This window comes from Candidatus Berkelbacteria bacterium (assembly GCA_016187225.1).
Classification (GTDB): Bacteria; Patescibacteriota; UBA1384; order JACPKC01; family JACPKC01; genus JACPKC01.
Window position 1 is genome coordinate 134,282 of record JACPKC010000006.1, and the last position, 26,723, is coordinate 161,004.

General features: G+C 48.6%; 26 protein-coding genes. 15 read left to right on the plus strand and 11 right to left on the minus strand.

Translation table 11 applies throughout. The features are described from left to right. Positions 1–16 precede the first annotated feature (16 nt). On the minus strand, positions 17–541 hold the full coding sequence (locus HYW32_02005; GenBank protein MBI2589774.1) for a class I SAM-dependent methyltransferase: 525 nt from the start codon (positions 539–541) through the stop codon (positions 17–19). A 144-nt stretch (positions 542–685) separates the two neighbouring features. On the opposite strand from HYW32_02005, the gene HYW32_02010 reads away from it, so the two are divergent. From HYW32_02010 to HYW32_02045, 8 genes are read left to right on the plus strand one after another with little or no spacing between them, the layout of a single operon-like run. Next, positions 686–1,033 (plus strand): hypothetical protein, encoded by a 348-nt coding sequence (locus HYW32_02010; protein ID MBI2589775.1) that lies wholly within the window; start codon positions 686–688, stop codon positions 1,031–1,033. Positions 1,034–1,054: 21 nt separating this feature from the next. Beyond that, on the plus strand, positions 1,055–1,495 hold the full coding sequence (locus tag HYW32_02015) for a hypothetical protein (GenBank protein MBI2589776.1): 441 nt from the start codon (positions 1,055–1,057) through the stop codon (positions 1,493–1,495). 31 nt (positions 1,496–1,526) lie between these two features. Beyond that, the gene (locus HYW32_02020; GenBank protein MBI2589777.1) at positions 1,527–1,796 is read left to right on the plus strand and encodes a metal-sensing transcriptional repressor; all 270 of its coding nucleotides are present in this window, start codon (positions 1,527–1,529) and stop codon (positions 1,794–1,796) included. Positions 1,797–1,809: 13 nt separating this feature from the next. Beyond that, entirely contained in the window at positions 1,810–2,070 is a 261-nt protein-coding gene (locus HYW32_02025) for a hypothetical protein (protein ID MBI2589778.1), read from the plus strand. 9 nt (positions 2,071–2,079) lie between these two features. Further along, positions 2,080–2,568 carry a DUF1573 domain-containing protein gene (locus HYW32_02030; protein ID MBI2589779.1) on the plus strand — a complete coding sequence of 163 codons (489 nt, stop codon included), beginning with the start codon at positions 2,080–2,082 and terminating at the stop codon, positions 2,566–2,568. Beyond that, a complete protein-coding gene (locus tag HYW32_02035; GenBank protein ID MBI2589780.1) occupies positions 2,565–3,251 on the plus strand; it encodes a hypothetical protein in 687 nt (228 codons plus the stop codon). Before HYW32_02030 ends, HYW32_02035 begins: the two co-directional genes overlap by 4 nt. A 35-nt stretch (positions 3,252–3,286) precedes the next feature. After that, on the plus strand, positions 3,287–5,380 hold the full coding sequence (locus HYW32_02040; protein MBI2589781.1) for a copper-translocating P-type ATPase: 2,094 nt from the start codon (positions 3,287–3,289) through the stop codon (positions 5,378–5,380). Positions 5,381–5,391: 11 nt separating this feature from the next. Then, positions 5,392–5,736, plus strand: coding sequence for a YraN family protein (locus HYW32_02045; GenBank protein MBI2589782.1), 345 nt, complete (start codon positions 5,392–5,394; stop codon positions 5,734–5,736). Here HYW32_02045 and HYW32_02050 read toward each other — a convergent pair. The 4 genes from HYW32_02050 to HYW32_02065 form a co-directional block, all read right to left on the minus strand. Further along, positions 5,733–6,374, minus strand: a complete 642-nt coding sequence (locus HYW32_02050; protein MBI2589783.1) for a hypothetical protein — start codon at positions 6,372–6,374, stop codon at positions 5,733–5,735. The two genes, HYW32_02045 and HYW32_02050, sit on opposite strands and share 4 nt — an antisense overlap. Before the next feature lie 67 nt (positions 6,375–6,441). Continuing rightward, complete coding sequence (rplS, locus tag HYW32_02055; protein ID MBI2589784.1) at positions 6,442–6,954, minus strand: 50S ribosomal protein L19; 513 nt, start codon at positions 6,952–6,954, stop codon at positions 6,442–6,444. Further along, positions 6,944–7,243, minus strand: a complete 300-nt coding sequence (gene rpmA, locus HYW32_02060) for a 50S ribosomal protein L27 (GenBank protein MBI2589785.1) — start codon at positions 7,241–7,243, stop codon at positions 6,944–6,946. Before rpmA ends, rplS begins: the two co-directional genes overlap by 11 nt. Continuing rightward, the gene (locus tag HYW32_02065) at positions 7,233–8,402 is read right to left on the minus strand and encodes a hypothetical protein (protein MBI2589786.1); all 1,170 of its coding nucleotides are present in this window, start codon (positions 8,400–8,402) and stop codon (positions 7,233–7,235) included. Before HYW32_02065 ends, rpmA begins: the two co-directional genes overlap by 11 nt. Between HYW32_02065 and HYW32_02070 the strand changes: the two genes are divergently transcribed. The 5 genes from HYW32_02070 to HYW32_02090 all read left to right on the plus strand — a co-directional run bounded on the left by HYW32_02070 (position 8,388) and on the right by HYW32_02090 (position 17,040). Beyond that, the gene (locus tag HYW32_02070; protein ID MBI2589787.1) at positions 8,388–11,873 is read left to right on the plus strand and encodes a DNA polymerase III subunit alpha; all 3,486 of its coding nucleotides are present in this window, start codon (positions 8,388–8,390) and stop codon (positions 11,871–11,873) included. The two genes, HYW32_02065 and HYW32_02070, sit on opposite strands and share 15 nt — an antisense overlap. 23 nt (positions 11,874–11,896) lie before the next feature. After that, positions 11,897–13,150, plus strand: coding sequence for a Glu/Leu/Phe/Val dehydrogenase (locus HYW32_02075; GenBank protein ID MBI2589788.1), 1,254 nt, complete (start codon positions 11,897–11,899; stop codon positions 13,148–13,150). A gap of 18 nt (positions 13,151–13,168) precedes the next feature. Then, positions 13,169–14,602, plus strand: a complete 1,434-nt coding sequence (locus HYW32_02080) for a glutamate--tRNA ligase (protein MBI2589789.1) — start codon at positions 13,169–13,171, stop codon at positions 14,600–14,602. Continuing rightward, entirely contained in the window at positions 14,596–16,194 is a 1,599-nt protein-coding gene (gene murJ, locus HYW32_02085; protein ID MBI2589790.1) for a murein biosynthesis integral membrane protein MurJ, read from the plus strand. Before HYW32_02080 ends, murJ begins: the two co-directional genes overlap by 7 nt. Before the next feature lie 144 nt (positions 16,195–16,338). After that, on the plus strand, positions 16,339–17,040 hold the full coding sequence (locus HYW32_02090) for a hypothetical protein (GenBank protein ID MBI2589791.1): 702 nt from the start codon (positions 16,339–16,341) through the stop codon (positions 17,038–17,040). Between the two features lie 16 nt (positions 17,041–17,056). Here HYW32_02090 and HYW32_02095 read toward each other — a convergent pair whose 3' ends face one another. After that, a complete protein-coding gene (locus tag HYW32_02095) occupies positions 17,057–17,893 on the minus strand; it encodes a sortase (GenBank protein ID MBI2589792.1) in 837 nt (278 codons plus the stop codon). A 2-nt stretch (positions 17,894–17,895) separates the two neighbouring features. Beyond that, a complete protein-coding gene (locus HYW32_02100; protein MBI2589793.1) occupies positions 17,896–20,388 on the minus strand; it encodes a PKD domain-containing protein in 2,493 nt (830 codons plus the stop codon). Between the two features lie 52 nt (positions 20,389–20,440). Between HYW32_02100 and lepA the strand changes: the two genes are divergently transcribed. Continuing rightward, positions 20,441–22,192 carry an elongation factor 4 gene (gene lepA / locus HYW32_02105; GenBank protein MBI2589794.1) on the plus strand — a complete coding sequence of 584 codons (1,752 nt, stop codon included), beginning with the start codon at positions 20,441–20,443 and terminating at the stop codon, positions 22,190–22,192. Between the two features lie 74 nt (positions 22,193–22,266). Next, a complete protein-coding gene (locus HYW32_02110; GenBank protein ID MBI2589795.1) occupies positions 22,267–22,980 on the plus strand; it encodes a hypothetical protein in 714 nt (237 codons plus the stop codon). A 186-nt stretch (positions 22,981–23,166) separates the two neighbouring features. Here the strand turns inward: HYW32_02110 and HYW32_02115 are convergent, their stop codons facing one another. The 4 genes from HYW32_02115 to HYW32_02130 all read right to left on the minus strand — a co-directional run. After that, complete coding sequence (locus HYW32_02115) at positions 23,167–24,156, minus strand: DNA topoisomerase IB (protein MBI2589796.1); 990 nt, start codon at positions 24,154–24,156, stop codon at positions 23,167–23,169. Next, on the minus strand, positions 24,143–24,580 hold the full coding sequence (locus HYW32_02120; protein ID MBI2589797.1) for a low affinity iron permease family protein: 438 nt from the start codon (positions 24,578–24,580) through the stop codon (positions 24,143–24,145). The genes HYW32_02115 and HYW32_02120 overlap by 14 nt, the downstream gene beginning before the upstream one ends. Further along, the gene (locus HYW32_02125) at positions 24,577–24,867 is read right to left on the minus strand and encodes a hypothetical protein (GenBank protein MBI2589798.1); all 291 of its coding nucleotides are present in this window, start codon (positions 24,865–24,867) and stop codon (positions 24,577–24,579) included. Before HYW32_02125 ends, HYW32_02120 begins: the two co-directional genes overlap by 4 nt. A 107-nt stretch (positions 24,868–24,974) precedes the next feature. Continuing rightward, positions 24,975–26,723, minus strand: a 1,749-nt coding sequence (locus HYW32_02130; GenBank protein ID MBI2589799.1) for a fibronectin type III domain-containing protein, incomplete at its 5' end; no start/stop codon positions are given.

Genomic DNA, 26,723 nt, shown 5'->3' on the forward strand with positions numbered 1-26,723 from the left:
ATAAAGTTGGATGATTCTAGAAACGTTTTAATCTTGTTTGTATTTTTTTTGGATCCATCGAGTTAATAAAATCATCAACTGAATCGAACTCGAAAACAGTTTCATCATCAAGTTCGGTGAGTTGGCGCAAGCCATGATGGTTACTAATAGCACTATAAGCAGCCTGTTTTTCTGGTCGCTCATCACCGTCGCAAGCATCGAATTTCAGTTCGGCTTCAAAGAATGAACCATCTTCAGTTGGTCCGAGAAACGCGATGTAGCCGTTGGGTCGGACGACGCGGATTGCCTCATTGATGGCAGTAGTCATCTGGGGAATCGGTACGTGGTGAAGGGAAAGAGTAAAGATGACTGCATCAAATGATCGGTTCTTAAATTTGAGATCCTCGGTTTTTCCAGCTTCAAAAACAGTGTTAGGAATTTGGTCTAGCTTAGACTCGCGAATTTTGTCGATCTCGGGATCGATCGCGGTCAGTCGCTCGCAGCGGCGCGCAAGATTTAGCGACCGAGAACCATCACCGCAGCCAACTTCCAGTACCGACATCTTCTTGAGTTTGAACACGCGTTCAAGCTGGTTGAGAAACTCTTCTTTGATTCACCGCATACGCAAAACAATAACAGAAAATCTCAATTGATTAAAACTTTTGCATCAACCCTGTCCAAACTTTAAACATGCTAAGATAACCTTATGGCTAAGAAAAAGAAGGATGATCGCAACGGCAACCATTATTATTTTGGTGAGTTAGGGGAAAATCCTCATGGAATTTCCTATGTGCGAGCCACAACCGATCAAAAACTTGACGTCGAACCGCGCCACTACAGTAAAACCGGCTACAAATACTTTTTAGTTTTAGAAGGCGCGCTGGAGATCGAAGTAGGTGGTCAATCAATCAGTGTTGATTCAAGTCGGGTGTTGATGGTTGAGCCAGGTGAGGTTCATCGGGTGACAAGGATGGTTGAGTCGCCATGCACTTTTATTGTTTGCGGCACGATCAAGGATTCGACCGGCGCTGACAAAGTTATCTTGCATTCATAAAATTATTGAGGAACACATCGAATGAATTTTGATTATTTTATTTCTGCAAGGTATCGAAATAAAGAATTCGCATCAGAGTTGGTTCGAGCCCTAAGGCAACGTGACTATTCAGTTTATTTCTTTGCCGAATCACGTGCTTCGTTGGCGTATGTCGGCGCCGCAGACAGTAATGGTGAGATAGTAATGCAAGAGTTTGAAGCCCGTTCACCAACCGATCCAGCCATAAAGGAAATTTTTCAAATCGATCTAGAGGCGCTCAAACAAGCGCGCAATTTTATCTTGCTGTTACCAGCCGGCCAATCCTGCCACATTGAAGCCGGTATCGCCTACGGCCTTGGTAAACATTTAGTACTCATTGGCAAACCAGAGAAGACGGAAAGTCTCTATTGTATTTTTGATGAAAAATTCCTAACGACTAGAATGTTTTTAACAGCCTTAAAGAGAAAATTAAGAACCTCTTGACAAATCCCCTATAGGGGGATATGATTGGAGCATGAAAAAGCCTGCGCGAGAACGCGCTTTGCATCGCATTAAAATTATCCAGGGGCATCTTAAGAAGATTGCTGATATGATTGAGAAGGATATCTATTGTATTGAAATTATGACTCAATCTTTAGCTGTTCAGTCGGGCCTAAAGAGTTTGAATAAATTACTACTTGCCCACCATCTTGAGCACTGCGCGGTCGATCAGGTGCGTACGGGAGAGACGGAAAAAATGGTTCAAGAATTAACCCAATTATATGACTTGGAAGCAAGGTCATAATTAAGGAGAATTTATGTTAGATACAAATAGAGTGACTAGCGTCACCATCCAATGGACAACGATTACATACCTTGTTTGTAGTGCGTTTGTAGCGCTTTTCCCCGGTTTCGCTTTATGGGTGAGTCGGATGACCTTTCACTTGGCGCAAGTCGGCGATCTCGACCGAGCACGTTTGACTTTTCCGGGTTTCTTCGTAGGTCTTATTTTTTGGAATATCGTCGCTTATCTTGGTAGCGCCCTTTTCGCTTGGCTTTGGAATCAAAAAAGTAAATAGCGAAAGATTATGGATAAAACCGTTTGGATAATTCTTGGTCTGACCGGTGTTCTGCTCGCCGGTTTGGTATTGATCGCAAGTAAAACTCCCTCGATGAGTTCTGCTTATTCTGCCGATGATCCAAACCGGCCAATTTTGGTTGCATCTGAAACAAATTTCAACTTTGGCAAGATGCGAACCGACGAAGAGCGAACCGCAACGACCACCCTGCGCAACGACGGTAAGGCGCCGCTTGAAATCAAAGAAGTGACAACATCCTGCGACTGCACTTTTGCAAAATTAACTTTAGCCGACGGCACTGCTTCGCCAGAATTCAGCATGCACGGCAAAACAACCTGGACGGGCAAAATCGCGCCCGGCGAATCAGCAACGGCCGAACTTATCTACCGACCAAGTGTCATGCCAGTCAAAGGTAAAGTTGAGCGCTCGGCGCTTATCCACACCGATGATCCAGTCACGCCAAGCTTACAGTTAGCTTTCAGCGCCGAGGTAGAATGAATTCACTCACTCTGACTGCTGTTTTGGGCGGCGCTGTCGCTGATTCTTGGAATCCATGTGCAATCGGTGTTCTTCTGCTTCTGATCGCTTTTATTGTCAGCGCCCGGCATGCTCGACGCTATGTAATTATTTTCGGCTTGGCGTATGTGCTTGGCGTCTATATCACCTATTTTTCAATCGGCTTGGGATTCTTAAAGGCGATTCACCTTTTCGGTTTACATAACTTTTTTGGGTGGCTGACCGCCTTCTTATTGATAGTTTTTGGACTTGGCCACCTAAATCCACTTTGGGCGGCAAAAATTCCTGGACTTCGCTGGTTGATGACCTGCAAGGTGCCGTCAAACTATCGCGCTCAAGCTGAACGCGGCGCGGTGATCGGCGGTTTAATTCTTGGCGCACTCGTGGGGATTTGCGAATTTCCTTGTAGCGGCGCAGTGTATTTAGCAATCGTCGGCTTGTTGGCTAAAACTGTTACATTCTGGCAAGGGGTTGGCTATCTAGCGCTCTATAACTTGATTTTTATTCTTCCGCTTGTAGTTATTCTGGTAGTTGTCGGGCGACCAAAAGTCTTGGAACGAATCGAAAACTGGCAACATCGACATGTTTTACAAGCAAGTCGCATCCTTGGTCTCATTATGTTAATTAGCGGCATCGGACTCTTACTATGGCTCATGAATCCATAACCATCCCAACGGGCACCAAATGTGAAAAGTGCGGCATGCTCGCGACGCATGCTTTTTGCGATGCGCAAGGCATCACGCACTTTGTCTGCGAACACCACCAACCAATTGAACCAGCGGCAACACATCCGGGCAAACACACATCTCACGAACGTGAATCGCATAACAAGCACAGTGGCCATTCAGTTAATATGTTCCGCGATCGGTTCTGGATTACACTCATTCTTACTATTCCCGTCATTCTCTACGCTGAATCTCTCCAAACTTTGCTCGGATTTTCTCTGCCAACTTTTCCTGGCAGTGACTGGCTCGCTCCAATCCTTGGCACATTTATTTTCTTCTATGGCGGCATCGTTTTTCTGCGTTCGGCCTGGGGAGAACTTAAGGCTAGACAACCAGGCATGATGACCTTGATCGCGATTGCGATTACAGCGGCTTATACTTATTCAATCGCCACAACTTTCATTTTAGAAGGTTCGGAATTTTATTGGGAACTCTCAACCTTAATTTTAGTTATGCTCCTCGGACATTGGATTGAGATGCAATCAGTTTCAGCCGCTGGCAGTGCGCTTGATGAACTCGCCAAGCTCTTGCCAGACACCGCCGAAAGATTAGAAAATGGTGAGCCTAAAAAAGTCCTTCTCTCTGAATTGCGCGTTGGCGATCGCCTCTTAATTCGACCGGGCGCTAAAGTGCCGACCGATGGCCGGATCCTTGAAGGCGAATCAAATCTCAATGAATCGATGGTTACAGGTGAATCGAAGCCTGTTAAAAAGGGAGTGGGCAATGAAGTCATAGGCGGCACTCTAAACGGAAATGGTGTTCTCACGATTGAAGTGCTTAAAGTTGGCGAAGCAACAGCGCTGGCTGGCATCATGCGCCTCGTCGCCGAAGCACAACGCTCCAAATCGCGCACCCAGCTTCTCGCTGATCGCGCGGCCTTTTACCTAACTTTTATCGCGATTTTTGCAAGTATCGGCGCCTCGATTGGCTGGTTAGCGGCCGGCGCGGCCACGGCCTTTGTTCTTGAACGGGCAGTTTCAGTGCTTGTCATCGCTTGCCCGCACGCGCTTGGCTTAGCCGTCCCGCTTGTAGTTTCGATCTCTTCGCGGATTGCGACGCAAGGCGGACTTTTAATTCGAGATCGCAAGCAATTCGAGGCCGCCCGAAACGTAAATGTTGTTCTTTTCGATAAAACCGGCACGCTGACCACTGGTCAGTTTGGAGTCAGTGACATTTGGCCAGCGGCTAAAGTTCCTGCAACCGAACTCCTTGAACTTACCGCGGCTGTCGAAGCAACAAGTGAGCATCCAATCGCTCAAGCGATTTTGAAACGCGCAGGCTCTATCGGCAAAAAAGCTACGAACGTAGAGGCTCTAGCCGGCCGTGGCATTCGCGGTCAAGTTGGACAAGCTGAAATTATTATCGGCGGGCCACAACTTATTAAAGAACGAGGGATTCAGCTCGAGGCCACTCTTCAGCAACAGATGAAAACCGACCAAGCGGCTGGAAAAACCGTAGTGGTGGCACTTAAAAACAATCAGCCACTGGGGCTACTTGCTCTCGCTGATCTGATTCGACCTGAATCAAAAAGCGTAGTCAGTTCATTGCACAAACTCGGCGTCAGGGTAGCAATGGTTACAGGCGACGCAAATGATGTTGCCCAAACGGTTGCTAAAGAGCTTGGAATTAAAGAAGTTTTTGCCGAAGTTTTGCCGGAACATAAGGATCAAAAGGTGAGGGAACTGCAAAAAGATGGGAGCACCATTCTTATGGTCGGCGATGGCGTCAACGACGCGCCGGCGCTCGCGCGCGCCAATGTGGGCGTCGCGATCGGCGCTGGCACTGACGTCGCGATTGAATCGGCAGGTATAATTTTAATTAAAAGCGACCCGCGCGATATTGTGAAAATTATCGAATTGGCGCGCGCCACCTACCGCAAAATGATTGAGAATCTTATCTGGGCAACGGGCTATAATGTTATCGCAATCCCGCTCGCGGCCGGCGTTTTGGCGGGCCAAGGGATTATCCTGCCTTTGTGGTTGGGCGCTTTATTTATGAGCGCCAGCACAGTCATCGTAGCAATCAACGCCCAACTCCTCCGACGAGTCCGATTTTCTGATAACAAATAGAAGTTGTATGAATGAAGGATAATATCTTAATTGGCCAAGAGGGTGAAAATGAAGCGGCCAAATACCTAGAAGAGCACGATTATAAAATTATTACTCGAAACCTACGCCTCAAGAACGGCGAAATCGACATTCTCGCTCAAAAAGATGATGTTTTAATTCTGGTCGAAGTTAAAGCTGGCCGAACTGGTCGGTATGGTCTTGCCGCTGAAAGAATCAGCGCTAAAAAACGAGCCAAACTTCGGGCGCTCGCCAAGAACCTAGTTCGTCGCTACCCGAATAAACAAATCCGTCTTGATGCTCTAAATGTTGATGACCGCGGCCAAATCCTACATTTCGAGAACATTCTTGACTGTTAATTCTCATCGTTAAAATTGAGATCAATTTTGACTTTACCAGGCGTGATACTGCCGCCGTCTTCAATATCTTTAAATTTGTTGCCGCCGACATCGATATCTAGATCGACATCGGTATTACTCCTCGAGCTGGAAGTGTTTTCATTCACTGGTGGGTCATCAGTTATGGAAACTTCTCTGTTTATATCGACATCAACCGTTGTCTCGTTGCGGGAATCTTCAAGAGTATTGCTGTTATCGACATCAATCGAGATGCCGTGTTCATCGATATTTTCAAGCGGGATCGACTCGCCATTCACCTTAACATCAACCTGGGTTTCTGCCTGTTCGCCACCGGCTGAAACACTGATTTCCTTGCTTTCCGTTACAGAACTTTGGTTTTCCTGTGATTCAGAGATATCTGTGACCAAGACTTCTGCTTGAACTTCGGGCACTTTTTCTTCACGCGTTGGTTCTGGCAAAGATAATGTTAACTCTAAAATCGGCGCTGCTTGAGGCACGGAAATTCGAGTTGCGTACAAAAAATCATCAACTCGACTTCTGGTCTCAAGATAATTATCGGCCCGGGCGAGTCCAATCCCAAATGAAGCAAGCGTTGCAATACTTGTCACTGCTAGGATGCGTAAAGTTGTTGAACTCATCTATTCTCCCATCCTCTCTTACTTTCGACTTTACACGTCGCTTAAATAAATGCAAGGGCGCTACTATTCACTTATGCTTCGCTTTGGCGGCGGAAACTTTAGCTTCTGCCTCGGCTTCAGCTTGTTTTTCAGCTTCCACACGCGCCTTCGCTTCAGTCTCGTGTTGAGCTTTGATTTTTTCCTCCTCGGCCTCGGCTTCCTTCTCTTCCCAAGCAACGAATTCGGCTAACTCGCCCTTGGCGGATCGAGTAATTTGACGGGTGGTGAGATTGCGCACGTAATAAGGACGCGCCTGGCGGAACTTGATGTGTTTAATTTTTTCGACTTTGGTAATTGAAGGCAGGTGGAGCGGAAAGGTGCGTTCAATGCCGATTCCTCCAGAAATTCGCCGCACCGTGAAAGTGCCATCCATACCCCGGCCACCACGAACACGCAAAACTAAACCCTCAAAAACTTGGATGCGTTCTTTGTTGCCTTCGCGCACTTTTTGATGCACTCGCACTACATCGCCAGCGCGCAAGGTTGGGGTATTCTTTTTTTGCGATCTTGCGCTAACCAGCGCAAGTAGCTTAGCATGCATTATTTCCCCCCGATTTAGACTCTACATTTACTAATTGAACAGAATGCAAGGCGCCGGTAAAACGGTGTTGGCGTTTGCGTTCAAATTTTACTGTGCCGGCAACGAGCGACACCAATGTGTCATCGCCAGCGCGCAAAACATTCTTACCAGGATGATATTTAGTGCCACGCTGACGGACAAGCACTTCGCCTGCATTCACTTGTTGACCGCCAAAACGCTTGACACCGAGTCGTTTCGATTCTGAATCGCGACCAAGTCGAGTTGAGCCAGCCGCTTTCTTATGTGCCATAGATTAACCTAACAATGTCCCGACCAATAATTTGATTTGAGCGTTTCACCCGAAATGAATCGACCATATGGTAACCAAACCGAGAAAACTTGTCAATGAAGCGATCGAGAAGCGACAAAGTTTGAAAGGCGGGAAAAACGATGACCGCCCCGGCTTGAGACTTTAAAATTTTCTGACCAGCGCGTAGGAGATTTGTAAATAACGGTTCAAGTTTGGTTAAAATCCGATTTTGTTCTTCAAGTGATGGCAACGAGCGCCGGGGAGCGCCTAAAAACGGTTCAGTAATGATTAAATCGACTGATTGCGATGAAAGCGCCTCCGACAGTTTTTCAACTCTTGCCTGAATCAGATATTCACCCGGTAGCGACAGGTGGTATTCTTTCGAGAGCCAACTTAAATTTGCGCGAGTGTCTTGGAGCGCCTGTGGGTCGCTATCCGCGCCTAAAATCTGGGCGCCGACGAGTCGCGCTTCAATTAAGATTCGTCCGGCGCCGACACAGGGATCAAGGACGAATGGCTGGGCTTGGTTCGACACTAGACCGCGGCCAAGATTAACCATAATACGGGCAAGCTTTGGGGGTAACATCCCACGCTTTACATCGATGCGCGGTAAAGCGCGATCGCGCTTCGTGAAAGCATCAATATCTTGATTGGCTTGGATTAAAATAATCACCGCGCTTTGAGCTTCACCCAGAATTAACACTTCTTCAGTACAACTTTTTGCCTGCGCCGCCGAAATGAGTGCGCCGCGAGCAGGCAGTTTAAAGGCATGAATGAGTTTTAGTTTCTTCAAGCCAAGACCGATTTTTTGAGGCGATAACTTAGAGTGCAATATTGAGACGCCAAGAGTTCGACCCGGCTTCTTGAGCACTTTAGCCAAAGCCACAAGAACGGAAGCGAGATTCGACGAAGTAATTGCCTCAACTTGCCCAAGTTTAACGGCGCCTCCTAATGCATCAAACCATTCAGTATCCAGAACGCGAGGCGTTTTGACGCGAATGATGTCGCTTGTTAGCGTGAGATTAGAAATCGGCAATCGACTCACACGCAACATCGCTCGAATTTCTTCGAGCGAAAGCCGTGGTACTCGACCCGGCAAAATAATATAATCGTTGATTGTATCTTTGATCATTTTGATAAAAATATGAGCTTCGTCCACCTGCATACTCACAGCCACTACTCACTCCTCGACGGCCTTTCAAAAATTGATGGCCTGATTGAACGTGCTCAAAATCTTGGCATGCCGGCGCTCGCGCTAACCGATCATGGCGTAATGTATGGAGCGATCGAATTTTACCAGAAGGCAACCCAGGCGGGAATCAAACCGATCATCGGCGTTGAGGCCTACATGGCGCGGCGCACGCTCCACGATCGCGAGGCGCGACTCGACAGCCGACCCCACCATCTAACCTTACTGGCGCGCAATGAAACCGGCTATAAAAATTTGATCAAAATGATCTCAATCGCCCATTTAGAGGGTTTTTACTATCGGCCGCGGATCGATAAAGATCTACTCGCCCACTCGGCTGAAGGTATTATTGTACTGACAGGATGTCTTAACAGCGAGTTGTCGCGTTTAATCATCGACAATCAGCTCGAAGCCGCTCGAGAACTCCTTGAATACTACATGACATCGATTGGCCGCGAGCATGTTTATCTTGAAATCCAGCATCACCCTGCCCTGCAAGATCAGATTAAAGTTAATCTCGTCTTGGCGGAAATGAGCCGCAAATTAAAACTGCCGCTTGTCGCTACGGGTGACAGTCATTACTTAAACCACGACGACCAAGAGGCGCATGAAATTTTACTGGCGGTTTCAACAGGCGGCAAAGACGCCGACGATGCTGATCGCATGTCGCTCAAAGATGTCGACCTTTCGCTTGCCAGCCTTGACGAGGTGAAAACCAAATTTTCAGGTTTCGAAGGAGCGGTTGAAAATACGCTTAAAGTTGCCGAATCAGTTAATCTCCAGTTTGAGCTTGGGCAGAATATCTTGCCGAAGTTTCCCCTGCCTAAAGAGCAAATCGAAGCACAAACCTACTTCAAAGAACTGGCTTGGAAAGGGCTTGAACGCCTCTATGGTCAAAAAAATCAAACCGCCGCCGATCGACTCGAATATGAAGTTGGCGTGATCGGACGAATGGGTTTTGCCGACTACTTCTTGATTGTTCAAGATTTTGTTAATTGGTCGAAGCAGAACGGCATCGTTGTCGGCCCGGGGCGAGGTTCAGTTGCCGGCTCGATCGCCGCTTACTGTCTGGGCATTACCAGCCTCGATCCGCTTAAATATGACTTACTCTTTGAACGTTTCTTAAACCCCGATCGTGTCTCAATGCCGGACATCGATATCGACTTCGCCGACGATCGACGCGACGAAGTGCTTACTTATGTGCAAAATAAATATGGCCAAGATCGAGTGGCGCAAATTATTACCTTTGGCACGATGGCGGCGCGCGGTTCAGTGCGCGATGTCGCGCGATCGCTTGGTCTTACATTCGCCGACGGCGATCGAATCGCCAAGTTAATCCCAAGTAAGCCAGGTACAACTCTTAAAGGCGCTCTGGCCGATGTTAAAGAACTTAAAGCAATCTACGACGCCGAGCCGCCAATGAAACACCTCCTAGATATGGCGATGAAACTCGAAGGCGTTGCGCGCCACGCCTCCACACATGCCTGCGGCGTCGTAATTGCGGACAAACCCCTGACTGAATATCTCCCGCTTGCCACCAATCAGAAGGGGCCCATGCAGGCTCTAACTCAATTTGGCATGAAAGACTGTGAGGCAATTGGTCTCTTAAAAATGGACTTTCTCGGACTTTCGAACTTAACCGTCATTAAAAACGCTCTGCGCATTCTTCGCAAACGCCGCGGAATTGAAGTCGAGATCGATAATTTGCCGCTCGACGATAAGCCAACTTACGAACTCCTATCGCGCGGTGAAACAACCGGTGTGTTTCAGCTGGAATCAGAGGGCATTAAGCGCTATCTCAAGGAGCTTAAACCAAGTGAGTTTGAGGATATTATTGCGATGTGCGCTCTCTATCGCCCCGGTCCGATGGATTTCATTCCGGATTTTATCGCCTGTAAGCATGGTCGCAAAGCGATAAATTATCTTCATCCAAGTATGGAAACTGTTCTCAAACCCACTTACGGCATTATGATTTATCAAGAGCAGATGATGAATCTTTCGCGCCTCCTAGCCGGCTTCACTCAAGGCGAGGCCGACACGCTCCGCAAAGGCGTTGGTAAAAAAATTAAGGCCTTGCTCGATAAAATTGAATCCAAGTTTATCGAGGGTTGCATTAAAGTTGGTTATCTAACACGCGCTCAAGCCGAACAGCTCTGGCAAGAATGGCTAGCTTGGGCCCGCTACGGTTTTAATAAAAGTCATGCCGCTTGTTATGCTTTAATCGCTTATCAAACTGCTTATCTCAAAGCTCACTACCCCGCCGAGTTTATGGCGGCGCTGATGACTTCGGACATTCATAACCTCGATCGCATCTCAATTGAAATCACCGAGGCTGAAAAAATGGGCTTGAAAGTTTTACCGCCATCTGTGAATGAATCTTTTGTGGAGTTCGGTGTTGTGAGCGAAGGAAAGCGAGAAGTGATTCGCTTCGGATTAGCTGGCATAAAAAATATTGGCGATGCCGTTGCCGAACAAATTGTCAACGAACGTAAGAAGAGTAATCGCTATGCGAGTCTAGAAGACTTTGCAAGTCGTTTGGGCGCAAATTCAATCAACCGTAAGACCTTGGAAACGCTTGCGATGTGCGGCGCACTTGATGAGTTGGGAGAACGCCAACAAATTCTCGACAACGTCGACATGATTCTCAAATTTGTTAACACACTTGAAAAACAGCGTTCAAGTACTCAAGTGAGTTTGTTTGGAGAATTAAAAGATAATTCGGCGCCGCTCGCCCATTTACAATTTGTAGCCGGCACACCAGCGCCCAAACAGCAACGACTCGCCTGGGAAAGAGAACTTCTCTCGGTTTATGTAAGCGAACACCCACTAGATGAATTCAAGGAAAAATTGGCCAAAGTAGAGACTCAAATCAGCGATCTTGCAAGTAAAAAAGTTGAGGAAAAAATAACGATCGGCGGAATTTTAACGACCGTTAAACAAATAACGACGAGGGCAGGCGATGCAATGGCGTTCGCCACGCTAGAAGACTACACCGGAAACGTTGAATTAGTCGTCTTTCCGCGAACCTATAAGGAAAACCTAACTATCTGGCGGGTAGATCGTCTGCTTTTAGTGCGAGGCAAGATCAATGAGAAAGATGGCCAAAAGAAAATTTTAGTTGAGAGCGCAACCGATCTGTCAGAAGCGATCATTCGAACTAGACAGAAAAAAACTTTGCCGACGAGTGTTGCGCCAACGCAAGCAATGAGCGGTGCGGCACGCGAACTTCATCTTATACTTGATACGAACGTAGACAAAATGTCGCTTGCAACGCTCAAAGAGACGCTCTCTCAAACTCCGGGCCAAACGCCGGTTTATTGCACATTAAGTGGCAAACATGCTCGTCGATTAGATACCCATCTCCAGGTCGCGGTTTCAGATGAACTTTTATCAGTGTTGCAAAAACAACTTGGTCAAGAGAGAATTCTAGTCATTCAATAATATATTTGAATTCAAGGAGGAATATGGCGGGTGAAAATCCATTTGAAAGTATGCGCGAGTTGGTGCGCGAAGCGGCTCAAACTCTTAAACTTGAAACTGGAATCCTCGAACACCTGCTCGTTCCGGAGCGTGTGATTCATGTTAGCCTCCCGCTCCGCCGCGACACCGGCGAGGTAAATATCTACCAAGGTTACCGCGTCCAGTATTCTAACGTTCGTGGACCCTATAAAGGGGGACTGCGTTTTCATCCCGACGTCAACGAGAACGAGATCAAGGCGCTCGCCGGCTGGATGACTTGGAAATGCGCGGTTGCCGATATTCCTTACGGCGGTAGTAAGGGTGGCATCGTGGTTGATCCGAAAACATTATCAGCCGCTGAAAAAGAGCGTTTGAGTCGAACGTTTGTGCGCGCCCTAGCCTCCGTCATCGGCCCGCGACGGGATATTCCGGCGCCAGATGTGAACACCAACAGTCAAATCATGGCTTGGATGGTCGACGAGTATAGCCAACTCCAAGGAGAGTTTACGCCTGGCGTCATTACTGGCAAGCCCCTCGAATTAGGCGGCTCGCTTGGGCGCGACATAGCCACAGCCCAAGGCGGAGTCGAGGTTTTACTGGCGTACTTAAAAACACTCAAACGATCAGCGCAGAGTTTGCGAGTTGTCATCCAAGGCTTTGGCAATGCTGGCGAACACGCCGCTCAAATTCTAACTTTAAAAGGAATGAAAATTATCGCCGTTTCTGATTCAAAAGGCGGCATCTATGCAACCGAGGGTTTCAATCTTGAAACCCTAGCAACAATTAAAAAAGCAAAACAAACGCATGGAAGTGTGAGCGCATTTGAGAAAAGTCGCAAAATCAGCAACACCGACTTACTGGAACTTGAGACCGACATTTTGATTCCGGCGGCGCTTGAAAATCAAATCACCAGAGAAAATGCGGCGCGGATTAAAACTTCGATCATTTTAGAACTCGCCAACGGACCGACAACGCCCGAAGCCGATGCGATTCTTGCTCGGAAAAATGTTACGGTGATTCCGGATATTCTCGCAAATTCTGGCGGCGTGACGGTGAGCTATTTTGAGTGGGTTCAGAATTTAACAGGCGATTCTTGGACGCGCGAGCTGGTATTCGAGCGCTTAACGCAAAAAATGGAGCAAGCGCTCGCAACCCTGCTCGTAACCGCCAAACGTCATCAAACTTCTCTGCGCAAAGCCGCTTACCTGGTTGCTATTGAGCGCGTTGCCCGCGCGCTCAAAATGCGAGGCGGGTTATAACGTGATACCATGTGAGCGATGAAAAAACATGCCAGTCAGGTTCGAGTTAGATTTGCCCCCTCGCCGACGGGTGAATTGCATCTTGGAAGCGCGCGCACCGCGCTCTACAATTTTTTGTTTGCCAAAAAAAATCAAGGCGTTTTTATTATTCGCATCGAAGATACCGATCAAAAACGCTATGTGCCAGGCAGTATGGAGCGATTCTTCAAGGACTTAGCCTGGCTTGGCTTAAAACCCGATGAGGGACCATATATCCAATCGGAACGCCGCGACCGACACTTGGAGGTTGCGCAGGAACTAATTGAACGCGGCGCGGCTTATTACGATTTTTCAGAGGGATTAGGCGCCGGCGAAAAACATGCCGACCTTGAATATCGCCAAGGTCGCGGCGTCTACCGCGGCCAAGATCGCGATTTGCCACTTCAAGAGGCTAAGGAAAAAGCCCAAAACGCGCTCTTTGCAATCCGTCTTAAGATACCTCAATCAGGCGCCTGCATGCTCAAGGACCAAGTTCGAGGCAAGATAACTTTTGATTACTCTACGGTTGATGATACCGTTTTACTTAAACGCGACGGTCTGGCAACCTATCATTTGGCCGCAATGACAGATGACCATGATCTCAAGATCACCCATGTTTTTCGCTCGGAAGAATGGCTCTCAAGCACGCCCAAGCATCTCTTTATTTATGAAGCGATGGGTTGGTCTTTGCCTGAATTCGCGCATCTCCCCTTAATCTTGGCGCCCGATGGCAAGAAACTTAGCAAGCGTCTGCATGGCGCTTCAGTTTGGGTTGCGACTTATCGCGAACGTGGTTATCTGCCGGAAGCGCTGATTAACTATCTTGCCTTGCTCGGCTGGAATCCGGGCGGCAACCAAGAAATTTTTACCCTGGAAGAATTGATCAATTCTTTTTCCCTTGAGCGTATCCACCTCGCCGGCGCTAAATTTGACCAAGAAAAGCTTGATGCCTTTCAAACCCATTATGTTCGGACCTATCCGATTGAAAAACTCGCCGACCAGCTCAAAACTTTTTTGCCTCAAACAATCGATTCAGCCTTCCTTAGCAGACTCATTACAATTTCCCAAAATCGCATGGGGCCACTGGCTGACTTTCCCAGTTTCATTGCCTCGTTTCTGACACTGTCCGAATATCCACCCGAACTCTTGGTTTTTCGAAAATCAACTCGCGAAAATACACGCACTGGCTTGCAAGCCGCGTCTGACGCACTCGAAAAAACCGCACCCGCAACCTGGCAAGCTGAACCCAAGTTAGCCTCGCTTCTTGACCAAGTCGTCTCGCAAACCCAACTCGCGAACGGCGACGTTTTCTGGCCAGTCCGCGTAGCGCTCACCGGCGCTGAACGTTCACCGGCGCCAGCGGAATGCCTCTGGGCACTTGGCCGCGCAAAAAGTTTGAATCGGCTTCGAAACGCTCTTAAAAAAATATGTTAAAAGCTTTACGATCTTTAGTTACGCATAAAAATTCTCTCTTGGGAGCGACTCTGCTTTTGGTTGGCACAACGCTCGCTTCAAATTTTCTCGGCCTTCTACGAGATCGCTTTTTCGCCCAAAAAATTCCAACCGACCTTCTCGACACCTACTTTGCCGCCTTCAGAATTCCGGATCTTATCTTTAATCTCTTAATTTTGGGCTCGATCACCGCCGCCTTTATTCCAGTTTTTCTGGAATATCGCAAAAAAAGCGAGGCCGAAGCTTGGCGGATTACCCAAAGCATCTTCACTATTAGCATTATTGTCCTAATTATACTCGCCCTTCTTCTTGGCATCGCCATGCCCTGGCTTATCCCGCTGATCGTGCCCAAATTTTCACCCGAAAAACAACGGCTTACTCTCGAACTGACACGCTTGCTCTTAATCCAACCGATCTTTTTTGGTCTCTCTTATCTATTTTCAGGCATCTTAAATGCGCTTAAGCGTTTCTTTGTTTATGCCCTGGCGCCACTGGTTTATACGAGTGTTATCATTCTGGCCACGGTTCTATTTGCGGATCAGTTTGGAGTTTATGCGCCCGTCTGGGGCGTCGTTATAGGTTCATTTTTACACATGTTCATTCAATTTTTGGCGGCTTGCCGAGTGGGCTTTGTCCCAGCCTTAAATTTTTCTCTTGCGCATCCAGCGGTCCGCAAGATCGTCCGCTTAATGATTCCTCGTTCCATTGGCTTAGGCGCTTTACAGCTCATGCTGATCGCCTTCACAGCCATCGCCTCATCGCTCGGCAGTGGTTCAGTGGCGGTTTATAATTTGGCAGATAACATTCAAACTATGCCAACGGCCGTTTTCGGCTTGGCGTTTATCACCGCGCTCTACCCAACCCTCTCTGAATCAACTACGCAACTTGCCAAAAGACGTTTCAGCCAACTCTTAACCGACGGCATCCGTTATTTATTTGTGATTTTAGTTCCGGCAGGGATCGGACTGATTCTTCTGCGAGCGCAAACCGTTCGTTTAATCCTTGGCACCGGGTTTTTCGGCTGGGAAGCGACCATCGCCACGGCCGACACGCTGGGTTTATTTGCTCTTGGTTTGATCTTTCATGCCCTAACCATACTTCTTTCGCGAGCGTTCTACGCCCTCCACAACACCCGCACTCCAACTCTCCTGATGGTGATGGGCTACAGTTGCGCCATTGTTTCCGGCTACTTCTTGACTCGTCCCGAGGGCCTCAATCTAGGCGTGCCCGGCCTCGCTCTAGCGTTTGTGCTCGGCAATCTCTTGAGCAGTCTTTTGCTGTATTGCAAACTCCGGGCCCAGACTCCGATTCTCAAAGAATATGAGGGAGACTTCCTGGTTCTATTTGGCCAACTCGCCGCCGCAATTTTAGCGCTCATTGTGAGCGTGCAATTTACCAAGGAAGGTCTCGCCAGCGTTGTCGACATGGATCGATTTTGGGGAGTCCTCGCACAGACTCTGGGTGCGATTCTCGCCGGAAGCATCAGCTATAGTCTGGTCCTTTCCTGGTTTGGAGTGACTGAAATTCAGAAGGTGCCAAAATTTATTTGGACTCGCTTAAATGGCGGACGGTGATAATAAAGAATTTTACGCTGATCTAGATACGGTCAAAAACCAAGGCCGGGGTTCATGCTGTACAGTCTGGAGTTTTTTCTTGCTCTTCGGTACACTGCTTATCCTGGGCATAGGCCTGATTATGATTCTCATATAAGGAGCGAAATGGTAGTTGTTAAACAGTCATTCGATCCGACAGCCGAACCGAAGAGAAGGAATAAAGGTCAGAAAGATAAAGAATTCTACGCCGACCTCGATCGCGCCAAAAAACGTTTTACTTGTTTTTCCTGCTCGGGCTGTTTGGGAATCTTAATTCTGATTTTGCTCGCCGCGATCACCGGCATTCTCTTTGTGATTGCCCTGACTGGGTTTGAAGTACCTTTGATGACGAAACTGGTTTACAAACCGCCAACGCCAATTCGAGTCGTCGCACCGGCTGGAACGGAAAATATCGATGATCTAATTGAACAAAAACTCATGAATGGTCTGAAAACTGGCAAGCTCATTCTTACCGAACAGGAAATAACTGCTGCTCTGCGCGAGCCAAGTCAGAGTGGTGAATTGGCGCTCAAGCAGGGCCAAGTGTCAATTGATGATGACCAAGCTGAAATTTATGGTCAAGTTACTCTTGTGGCCAATCAACCAATGATCGTGCGAGCAATTGTTGTGCCGAGCAGGACTGGAAACAGTTTAGAACTTAAAAAATTATATCTGGGTAATCTGAATTTGCCGATCGAAATTGCTCGATCAGTTGCGGAAACTCTGCGAATGCCAACCTCCCTCGACCTCACTCCGTTTGGAATTTCTGGTGTTGATTTTCAGACCGGAGCACTTTCGGCCAAAGCAATCCTACCAGAACAAGAATAACTTACTACATCTTAATTCATAAGCCTGGGATTAATTTAATAATATCGCGTTCAGTTGGCACATAATCTTCAGATTGCTCCGCGGGCACAGCAGATGGGAGGTCCGATTCAACTGACGCGGGCGCGGTTATAACGCCGCTTTCAGCTGGATAGACTCGCTTCAAGTCAAATCTCACAATTAACCGATTAAGCGAGGTGCCAACCGGCACGCATGTCATGAGCGATAGAATGGGTTTTTCAGTCGCATCCGTTACACTGACATCGGCTGGCTTGACAACCACCGAATCGCGCACCTCATAAACATAAACTTTATTTTCAAATTGAATTAACGCCTGGTCGCCAGCCACTAATTTATCCAGCAAGGCGAAGACGGTTTTATATTTGCCCTTATCCCACCAGTAGTAACTCGAATGACCGGTGATAAAAACATTGCCGGTTTCTTCATTTGGCAATGCCGTAAAACCATAGTGCGCAACGCCCGACTGGAGGTTTTCAAGCATAATTTTTTCATCCGAAGAGGAGCGCCAAACGATCGGCGCCCGCGCCTTGATTTTAGGCACTAAAAGAATATTCTCTCCAAGCTCAAGCGTCTCAACTGTTGAGACTTGCTCTTTTGGAGTTTCCTCAAGAGGCGCCTTGGCAAACGTGGGCTGAGTTAGAGCGGCGCCAACAGCGGCTGAAAACGAATTGCCTTCAAGGTCGGTCGCGATCACACGTTCAGCAATATTGGGTGCGCCTCGATGCTCGCGCCAATATTGAAAACGTTTCCAATAGGTTGGCGCGGTTAGAACTGAATAAGCGACTAAACCGGCCGCCAAAAAAGTGAGAAATGTTCGAAGAACAGCGCCATTCACATTTACGCACCTTGAATTTTATGGCGGCTGGCAAAAATCGTGACTGTGGCGGCGATCCAAAGGGCGATTAAACCAATTAGCCACGCTGGATTGCCGGTTGAAACCAACGTCGTGGGCTTGGTGGCATCGGTCGCGGTCGTTGAGTTGGCAAGCGTTGCGTTTGTTCCCGGGGTTGTGCCATTGATAAGCACGGCGCTCGTTCCACCGCCAGCGCTCGTTCCACCACTAAGACTGGCTGGCGCAGTCACCGTGACACTTTGCCGTCCAAGGAGCGTTGCGCCACGCAAAGTCACATTATAAATACCAGGTCGACTGAAAGTGTGTTTTTGGGTTGATGGGCCTTTCGCAACGGGAACCGTGGCGCCATCGTCAAAATCCCAGACCAAATTGGCTTCGGTGCCAGTATATGTCGCCGTCACTTCAAGCGGCGCGACTCCGCTCGTTGGCTCAACCTTAAAGACTCCGGGGGGCGGTGGCGGGGGTGTATTATCAGCAATCGTGAAGGCGGCGCTCCGAGTAATTTGGTCACAAGTCACAGTTAAAATATAGGCGCCGACCGGCACCTGGACGCCGGCTGTATTCTTTTGATCCCAGTTCCAGCTCCGCGTTTCCGCTGGCGAGAGAGTTGGATCATCAGCGGCGGCAATGGCTGGCTCAAAAATTTTAGTCTCGCCCTGCCTGACAACGTACGGATCTTTATTTGGGCAGGTTAAATCGGTTGTGCCTGTATTGGTAAATGTAAACGCGACCGTCTCGCCTGGCGCATAAACACTCTTTGAAGTGCTCAAAGTTGCATTCGGTGTCCCAGGTGGCGGTGGTGTCGCGCCCGACTCGTAATCCAGGATCAAACCGCCAAGCGAAGGTGTGGCAGTCGGATCGGAACTCTCTAGTGTGCATTGAACGCGCACAAAACGACTATTGGCTGGAATAAGGTTCGCAAGTTCAAAGGAATCAGCCACATTTTGCGCCGAATCAAGCGTAACCGGTGTCGAAAAACCGCTGTAGCTTAAACCGTCTAAAGATCCGGCAAAGGCCAGCTTAATACCCGTACTCGCCGGAAAATCAGCCGGCTTGATCGTTCGGATGCGGTAAAGTTTAGTGATTTGAGCGCCGCCTAAATCCAATTGACAGGTGCCACTAGTAGGATACCCGCTCGCCGAAGCCTGCCAGGCATCGTTGATTTGAGGCGGACCAATATTGGTTGCTTGAGTAGTTGCGCCTTTTTGGCCGGCAAAGGCGAGCAGGGTATGGTTAACGCTGTCGTAACCGAAGCCATGGCCAAAACGAGCTTCTGGCGGTGTTGTTATATTGACCTGTTGCCAAGTATTGGCGGCTGGATCATAAGCCCAGAGATCATTGCTTGTCGAAAAAGTAGTTGTTTTGACGCCAAACCCACCGCCTGGGACAACTGATAAATTTGTCAATCCGCCAAACATGACAAAGCGCTTATTTTTTTGATCATAGGTAATTTTCGAAAACGCGCGACCAGGTGGTTGATTTGAAGCTATTCGTTGCGACCAGGTTTTAGTGTTAGTGTCAAATGCCCAGAGTAAAGAGGCCGGCGCAAGAGTATAGTGAGTCAATCCTCTATTCGAAAAATTCGGCGCGCCAACGGTGAAACCGCCAAAAAATAGGATTTCTTTTTTAACCGGATCATAGGCCGCGGCGCCGCCCACCCTAGGTTCTGGCCAAGCATCGCTGGATTGCGCCTGATAAACATTGTATTGCTTGGAACCAATGTCAAACCAATGAACGTATTTAGGATACACAGGTGTGCCGCAAGAAATCCCCGTCGTTGGCGTACCTGGCAAACAGGCGCCTCCGGTATATCCAAGCGCGCTGTCAAACTCGCCTGTCGCGGCGACGTTTATTTGGCCAACCCCCACCAGCATGTCGGAAACAGAATCGTGATAAAGCGCTTCGGCATGCTCGGGCATAAAGCCAAGATTGCTTCCAAGTACCTGGGCGCCACCACCATTCGCGTCGAGTGAAACAACGTTTGAAGGTGTTTGCAGGTTACCAGTGCCTTGCAAGCCAACGATGCGTTTGAGCTTGTTAGACCACGAAGCCCAGAATGCCACATTATTTCCCACCTTCTGCCAACTCTTGCCGGTAGAGTCAAATGTGTACACATCCATTTTGCGATGAACAAAAAACTTCTTGCCCACTTCATCAAAACTCGTTGTTAGAGGATAGGCTCTAAAACCGGAAAAAACCATGAACTCGGTTGGGTTTTGAACGCCCAAATTTGTCCATTTAGAGAACTGGGTATTTTTTTTGAGCTTGATCATATTTTCAACGAGCTCAAGATTTTTATCGCCCGCATCAATGCCTTTTTGCAAGTCAACCGGGCTTGAAATAGTCAGCTGGCCAGGCACGTTCGGCACATCGCCAAAAATTGTGAGCTTGCCAGTTCGTTGGCCATAGAGCAGAATAACGCCGCCTAGAAACGCCAGCGTCACGACAACAAACAACAGCATCTTCCGCCGAAGCATTCATCCTCCTTTTGCGTTATCAGTTTAACTCTAACATAATTAAATTTATTGTATGCAAAATTTTGTAAAGGGTAAAGTTCGCAACTTCTGTATTATCGCCCATATCGATCACGGCAAAAGCACGCTTGCCGACCGATTTATTGAGGCAACCCAAACTGTTTCCGAGCGCGAGATGCGCGCCCAGCTCCTCGATACGATGGAACTTGAGCGAGAACGTGGCATTACGATTAAACTTCAACCAGTCAAGATGGAATATCAAGGTTATGTCTTAAATCTAATTGACACTCCTGGCCACGTTGATTTTACGTATGAGGTTTCACGCTCGCTCGCGGCAGTTGAAGGCGCGATCTTGCTGGTCGACGCAACCCAAGGTGTGCAAGCGCAAACTCTAACCACTTTGCACCAAGCGCAAAACGCCGGCCTGACGCTCATTCCAGTTGTGAATAAAATTGATCTACTAAACGCTGAACCCGAACAGACGGCGCAAGAACTCGTCCAGATACTTAACTGTTCACTCGATGAGATTCTGTTTGTCTCGGGTAAAACCGGCGAAGGCATGCCGGCGCTTTTGCAGGCAATTATTGAACGCGTCCCAAGCCCGGCGTGCGAGACTGACCAACCGCTCCGGGCGCTCATTTTTGATTCGGTTTACGACGCATACCGAGGCGTGATCAGTTACGTGCGCGTCATGGAAGGAACGCTGGCCGCGGGCGCACCGATTGAACTAATGCATTCGAAAAGATGTGATACAGCGCTCGAGGTAGGCATATTTACACCCGCGCTCAAAGTCGCCTCTGAACTTTCAGCCGGACTCATCGGCTACGTTGTCACTGGAGTGAAAAATGTCTCGGAAGCGCGAGTGGGTGATACTCTCACCAGTTTGCCTCGCGCTCAAACCGCGCTTGTCGGTTACCGAGAAATTACGCCCATGGTCTATGCGGGTATTTTCTCGACTAACGGTGAGCCAGAAGCGCTCCGCGAGGCGCTTTCTAAACTTAAACTCAACGACGCCGCGCTCCAATACGAGCCGGATCATTCGCAGGCCTTTGGCTTCGGTTTTCGATGCGGTTTTCTTGGCCTCCTGCACTTAGAGATTATCACCGAACGTCTTGAACGTGAATATAATCTGGAATTGATCGTGACAACGCCCTCTGTTGCCTACCATGAACGCGTCGAAGGCGGCCGAATAATCTACGCCGAGCCTTGGGTGAAGACTGAAATCATCGTGCCGACGCGCTGGATCGGGCCGGTGATGGAACTTGCCCAAATTGAACGCGGAATTTATCAGGAACAGGAAACCGAATACTTGCGCGATCTAAATGCCGAACGCGAACGAGTTATTTTACGTTATCAACTGCCGCTCGCATCGGTCATTGTAAATTTTTACGATCGCTTAAAGAGCGTCTCTTCAGGCTATGCTTCACTCAACTATAGTCCGCTCGATTATCGCGAAGAGGATTTAATTAAACTCAACATTCTGATCGCGGGTGATTCGATTGAAGAATTGAGCCAGATCGTCCATCGGACGCAAGCGTTTGAGCGCGGGCAGGCGCTCGTGACCAAATTAAAAACCCTCATTCCCAGACAGCAATTTGAAGTCGCCCTTCAGGCGGCAATCGGAGGCAAAATTATCGCCCGCGAGACAATCCCAGCGATGCGCAAAGATGTAACGGCCAAACTTTACGGCGGCGACCGAACGCGCAAAGACAAACTCCTCAAAAAACAAAAAGCGGGTAAAAAACGCTTGCGCAAACTTGGGAAAGTCGACATACCCTCGGATGTGTTCATTAAATTGTTGAGGTAACTATCGACACCTGGCTACCGCCACTACCGATACTTAATGTCAGAGTGCCAGTGTCGGAAGGTTGAAAGGAAAAAATGTACGAAACTTGGGAAGAGATAGAAGCGCATCCACTTCAAAATGGAATGGCGCTTGAGCATTTTCTCGAAACAATCGACGTGGCGCCGGCCTTTGCGCCAAGCGACGGCATTGTGCGTTGTATCGACGAGGGAACGCCTGGCGGTGTGCATTTGGCCGGCTCAGGCATCTTATTTGAGAATGAAGATGAGCTGATTGAGCTTCTGCATCAAAATCAAATCAAAGGCCTCATGAGTCATTCGAATTGCGGCGCCGCCAAGCTCTCTGCTAAACAAAATGGCTGGCCGATAGCAGACGCCGATCAGTATGGCGCGTACCATGTGCAAGCGATCGCCCAAAAAGCCGGTCTCAATTACGCTGGCCACATTGAGATCGACAAATTGACGCGGCCAGCCCATCAACACACCGCTTGGGCGGCCTACTACGACACAACCGGAACGTTTAATCCCTTAAAAGTTCCGGAACTTCCTTTGGGCTTTGGAATCACGCGATCGCTCCATACGGCCGCCGATCAACCGCTTTCAGAGATGAAAATTGCTACCCAGATTGCCTTTGGCGATCATGGTTGGGGCAAAAAATTTACCCACAAAAAGCAGTTGCTTTTAATTCCGATTGCCAGTCCTGGCTTTTCGCTCCCAATGCTCATCAAAGAACTCGCGCCGCTTAAAGAAAAATATCGCGAATTGGTGCGGATCGAGGGCTTTACAATATAATTACACACTGAACTCATTGCATAATTCTTTTAGGAGCGAAATGGATTCGGGCGGTGCGAACGCTGGCAACGGTGAGGAGACGATGCCACCGTATCGGTGACGAGTCGTTTTCGGCGTGTAACCCGCATGAAACCGTTGCAGCTACCAACATAATTATGCAATGAGTTCACTGGCTTCTATCTCTTACTACGCGCTTTTTAGCATCCGCCAGAGGGCCAGTTCTTTAAGATTAAGTTCTCGCTTGAGTAAGCGTTCGTGAGCGCGAACATTTTTGCGCATAAAAGCCCCGATTGTCACATTTTCTCCATAAAATTCGAACACTCTTGGATCGATATACGAAGAACGAGCAACGGCTGGCGTATTGCCTAACTTGGAGGCTACTTGCTCAACAGCCAGAACGATGTTGTGCGCTCGCGCTTTCTCATCTTCTGGTTCAGACTTGTCAGCGAGCGTGGTGGCGGCGATTAGTGTTCCGGCCCAGGTGCGAAAATCCTTAGCGCTAAATTCCTCGCCGATCAGTTCTCGAATGTATTCGTTGAGATGCTCGCTCGCTACATCAACTTTATCACCTGCCTTGGTGAAATAGCTAAAGATATGATAACCAGGCACCTCGGAAAGTTCTCGCAAAATCTCGGCGAGTTTTTTGTCGGCCACAACGTGTTTTTGTTCGACATCGTGTTTGCCAATGAACTCAAAGATGATGCTATCACCTCGAATCTTCAGGTGGCGACTTCGCAAAGTCGTCAGGCCATAGGTTTTATTTTCACACGCGTACTCCCGATTTCCAACCCGAAAATACGCACGATCAAGTAAGCGCACCATACAGGCTAGAACGCGCTCGCGACAGAGGTCTTCGAGAGCAAGGTGACGACGAGTCGTGACACGAAGCGGCGAGAGCTGTTCGGCAAAGAGAATAATCCGATCAAACTTCTCTGCTTCACGTTTTGCCCGGAAGGTCGGATTATAAATATACTGTTTTCGCCCAGCCTCGTCGTGACCGGTCGCCCAAATTTTGGCGCGAGGATTCGTGACAAGCTCAACATCCGTCCAAGCAGGCGGTACCGCTAGATGTGCTAAGTGTGCCGGTAGATTCGCTCTGGCAATTCGTCGGCCTGAAGCGGCCACAAAAATCGGCCGGCTCTTTCCGACACGATAGATATATTTATTCCGATCCATTTTTACCCGTGCGGGCGGTGCGGACCGCACGGATACGCTTGCCAAGCGCATGCACCGAGTGCGGCGCGGCGTTTGCGCCCAAAGTTTCGAAGTGCTTATGGATTTCTTCGAGCTCGTCATCGGTAAATTCCTCTAAATTAACGAGGCTCGTGTCAGCCGTTTTCATGGCGCGCAGTAATTCATCAAGCTTTAAATGGATTGCCTTGGCGTCGCGATTCTGGGTATTTTGGATCAAGAACACCATCAAAAATGTAATAATTGTTGTGGCGGTGTTGATTACAAGTTGCCAAGTATCCGAGTAGTTGAAAGTTTTGCCAAGCGACCACCAAATGATAATCGCCGCGACCGCGACTACAAAAGCGTAAGGCGACCCAACAGCCACTGAAATTGCGGCGGAAAATTTATGAAAGAGTTCACGCATCATTTCCTTGAAGGGACTATGCCCAAGATTGTTTCAATCCGCCGAACACGTTTGGGAAATTTTTTGAGTTCAATTACATCTTCCACGACAGCCGCATGATCGCCCTCAAGCATCTTTCTCACTGAATTAATTTGATTTACTAGTCGATATTCAAGCCCTGCAACATCTTCTTTGGTTGCCATCTTGTTTTCAAGCGCAGATACTTGGGCTTCAAAAACATTCTTGAGATTCTTGATTCCCACGTCAAAAATCGCTTTGATCTTTTGAAAATCATCTGTCGTCAGCGCCATATATTCATCTCCATATTTATAATTTTATCATTAGTAGCCCTTATCTCCCAAACATTGACAGTCCTCTCATGAACACCTCGTAGGTGTAAGTAGGGAGGTGGTGGTTTTTAGCGGCCGAAGATGGGTAGTTTGCTCAAGAAACCGAGTGAGCGCTCAAGAGAGTTCATAATCAACCCAATAATATCTCGCTGGGTTTTGCCCGTAACGGCGGTAGTATCGGTTGAATAGCCGGTGTTCTTAGCCGCATCTCGCGAAACTGCTCGCAAGTGATAGATTTCTGAAGCCGCGAGTTCCGAAACAATCACAACATGGTTGGTCGTCAGGGTTGCATCCTCCTGACTACTCGCGCTGTATGAATTCGATGAAATTCCCGACCCAAACTCAATCTGACTGGTGGCCGGCTCATCCGTTTCCCAACTGGCGACAATCTGGGCCTTCTGCGACTCTCCCACTCCAGTCGAACGAATCTCAATCCGTAAATTACTCACTTTCGGCGAGCGGGTATCGTTGGGTGTCGTATAGTTAATTTCATTGCTTGCCGCTTCGTTCCCGTGCTCATCGACTCCACGCGCAGTCAAACGGTAAGTGCTCTGATCGGCCAGATTCGAGACTACAATCTCATGTTGAGTAGCATAATCCGGGCTCGATTTTGAAAGCGCCGCGGTGCCGCTTGCCTGATAGTTGACAACGCTCGTCGTTGGCACGTTCGTTGTCCACGTCAATTTGAGAGTTGAGTTTGCCGCATCCGCCACCGGCTCCACGCTCAAACCGCTAATTGCAGGCTTAATAAGAGTCGCAAAGGTATAACCATCAGACGCCAGCGTATTATTATCCGCGTCCGTGCCAATAATTTGAAAAAAATAGGTTGAGGAATGATCAAGGTCGGTGAGCGTTAATGAGTGCTTAGTAGAAGTGGAACCCGATTGATCAACCACCACCTGACCATAAGCTGTCGACTTGCCATAGCGCACTTCTGAACTGGCGACGGTCGTAGTTGCCCAGCTAATCGTCGCGCTCGCAAGCGTAATATTGGAAATCTGCACGTCGGTAATCGCCGGCTTGGCGCCTGTAGTTAGAGCAAAAATATCACTTTTGCCCTCATTCCCATCCTCATCGCGCCAAACCGCGCGATAGTAATAAGTTGTCGAAGGCGAGAGGGTTAAGGTCACGCTATGATTCAAGGTGCGAGTGAGCTTGCCTTGAGTATAACCGCCGCTATTTTGGCCGATTTTATCCTGGGTGACGCCATACTCCACAAAACTCGCGGCCTCGCGATCGGTTTCCCATTTAATCGTGGCGGCAAACGAAGTGGTGGTCGCGATCGGTTTTTCAGTTAACCCCGGCGCCGTCGTGTACCGGCCCGTTGGGGTAATCGTGGTCACCGTTGAATAGGCGCTCGCCTTGCCGGCATCGTCGCGCGCCCGAACACGGTAACAGTATTGGCGGGATTCTAGGCCTGAATCAACGTAACTTACGTTTGAGGTCGTCGCGATCTGCTCATACGTTACGCAATCAGTTGAACGTTCAACGGTATAGCCTCCAAAACCCGACTCATCGGCTACGTCTGCTTCCGTCCAGGTAATCGCCACCTTATACGATTGCAAAACGCGATTGCTCGCATCAAAAGTTTCAATAATGACTGGCGTATCGGGCGCTTCGGTTGTGACATAAAAATCCACCGAGGCATAGTTAGTGTAGTCAGCATTCCCGATCACATCCTCCGCCACCACATAGAGAGTGTTTAAGCCCTGTTGGGTAGCGTAGGAGTCGGCGGCAAGGGTGCGAGTGGTGGTGGTTGAGGTGTTAGTGGCGGTCGGGAGGGTGTTGAAGACGTAGTGGTATTTGGCAATCTCGGC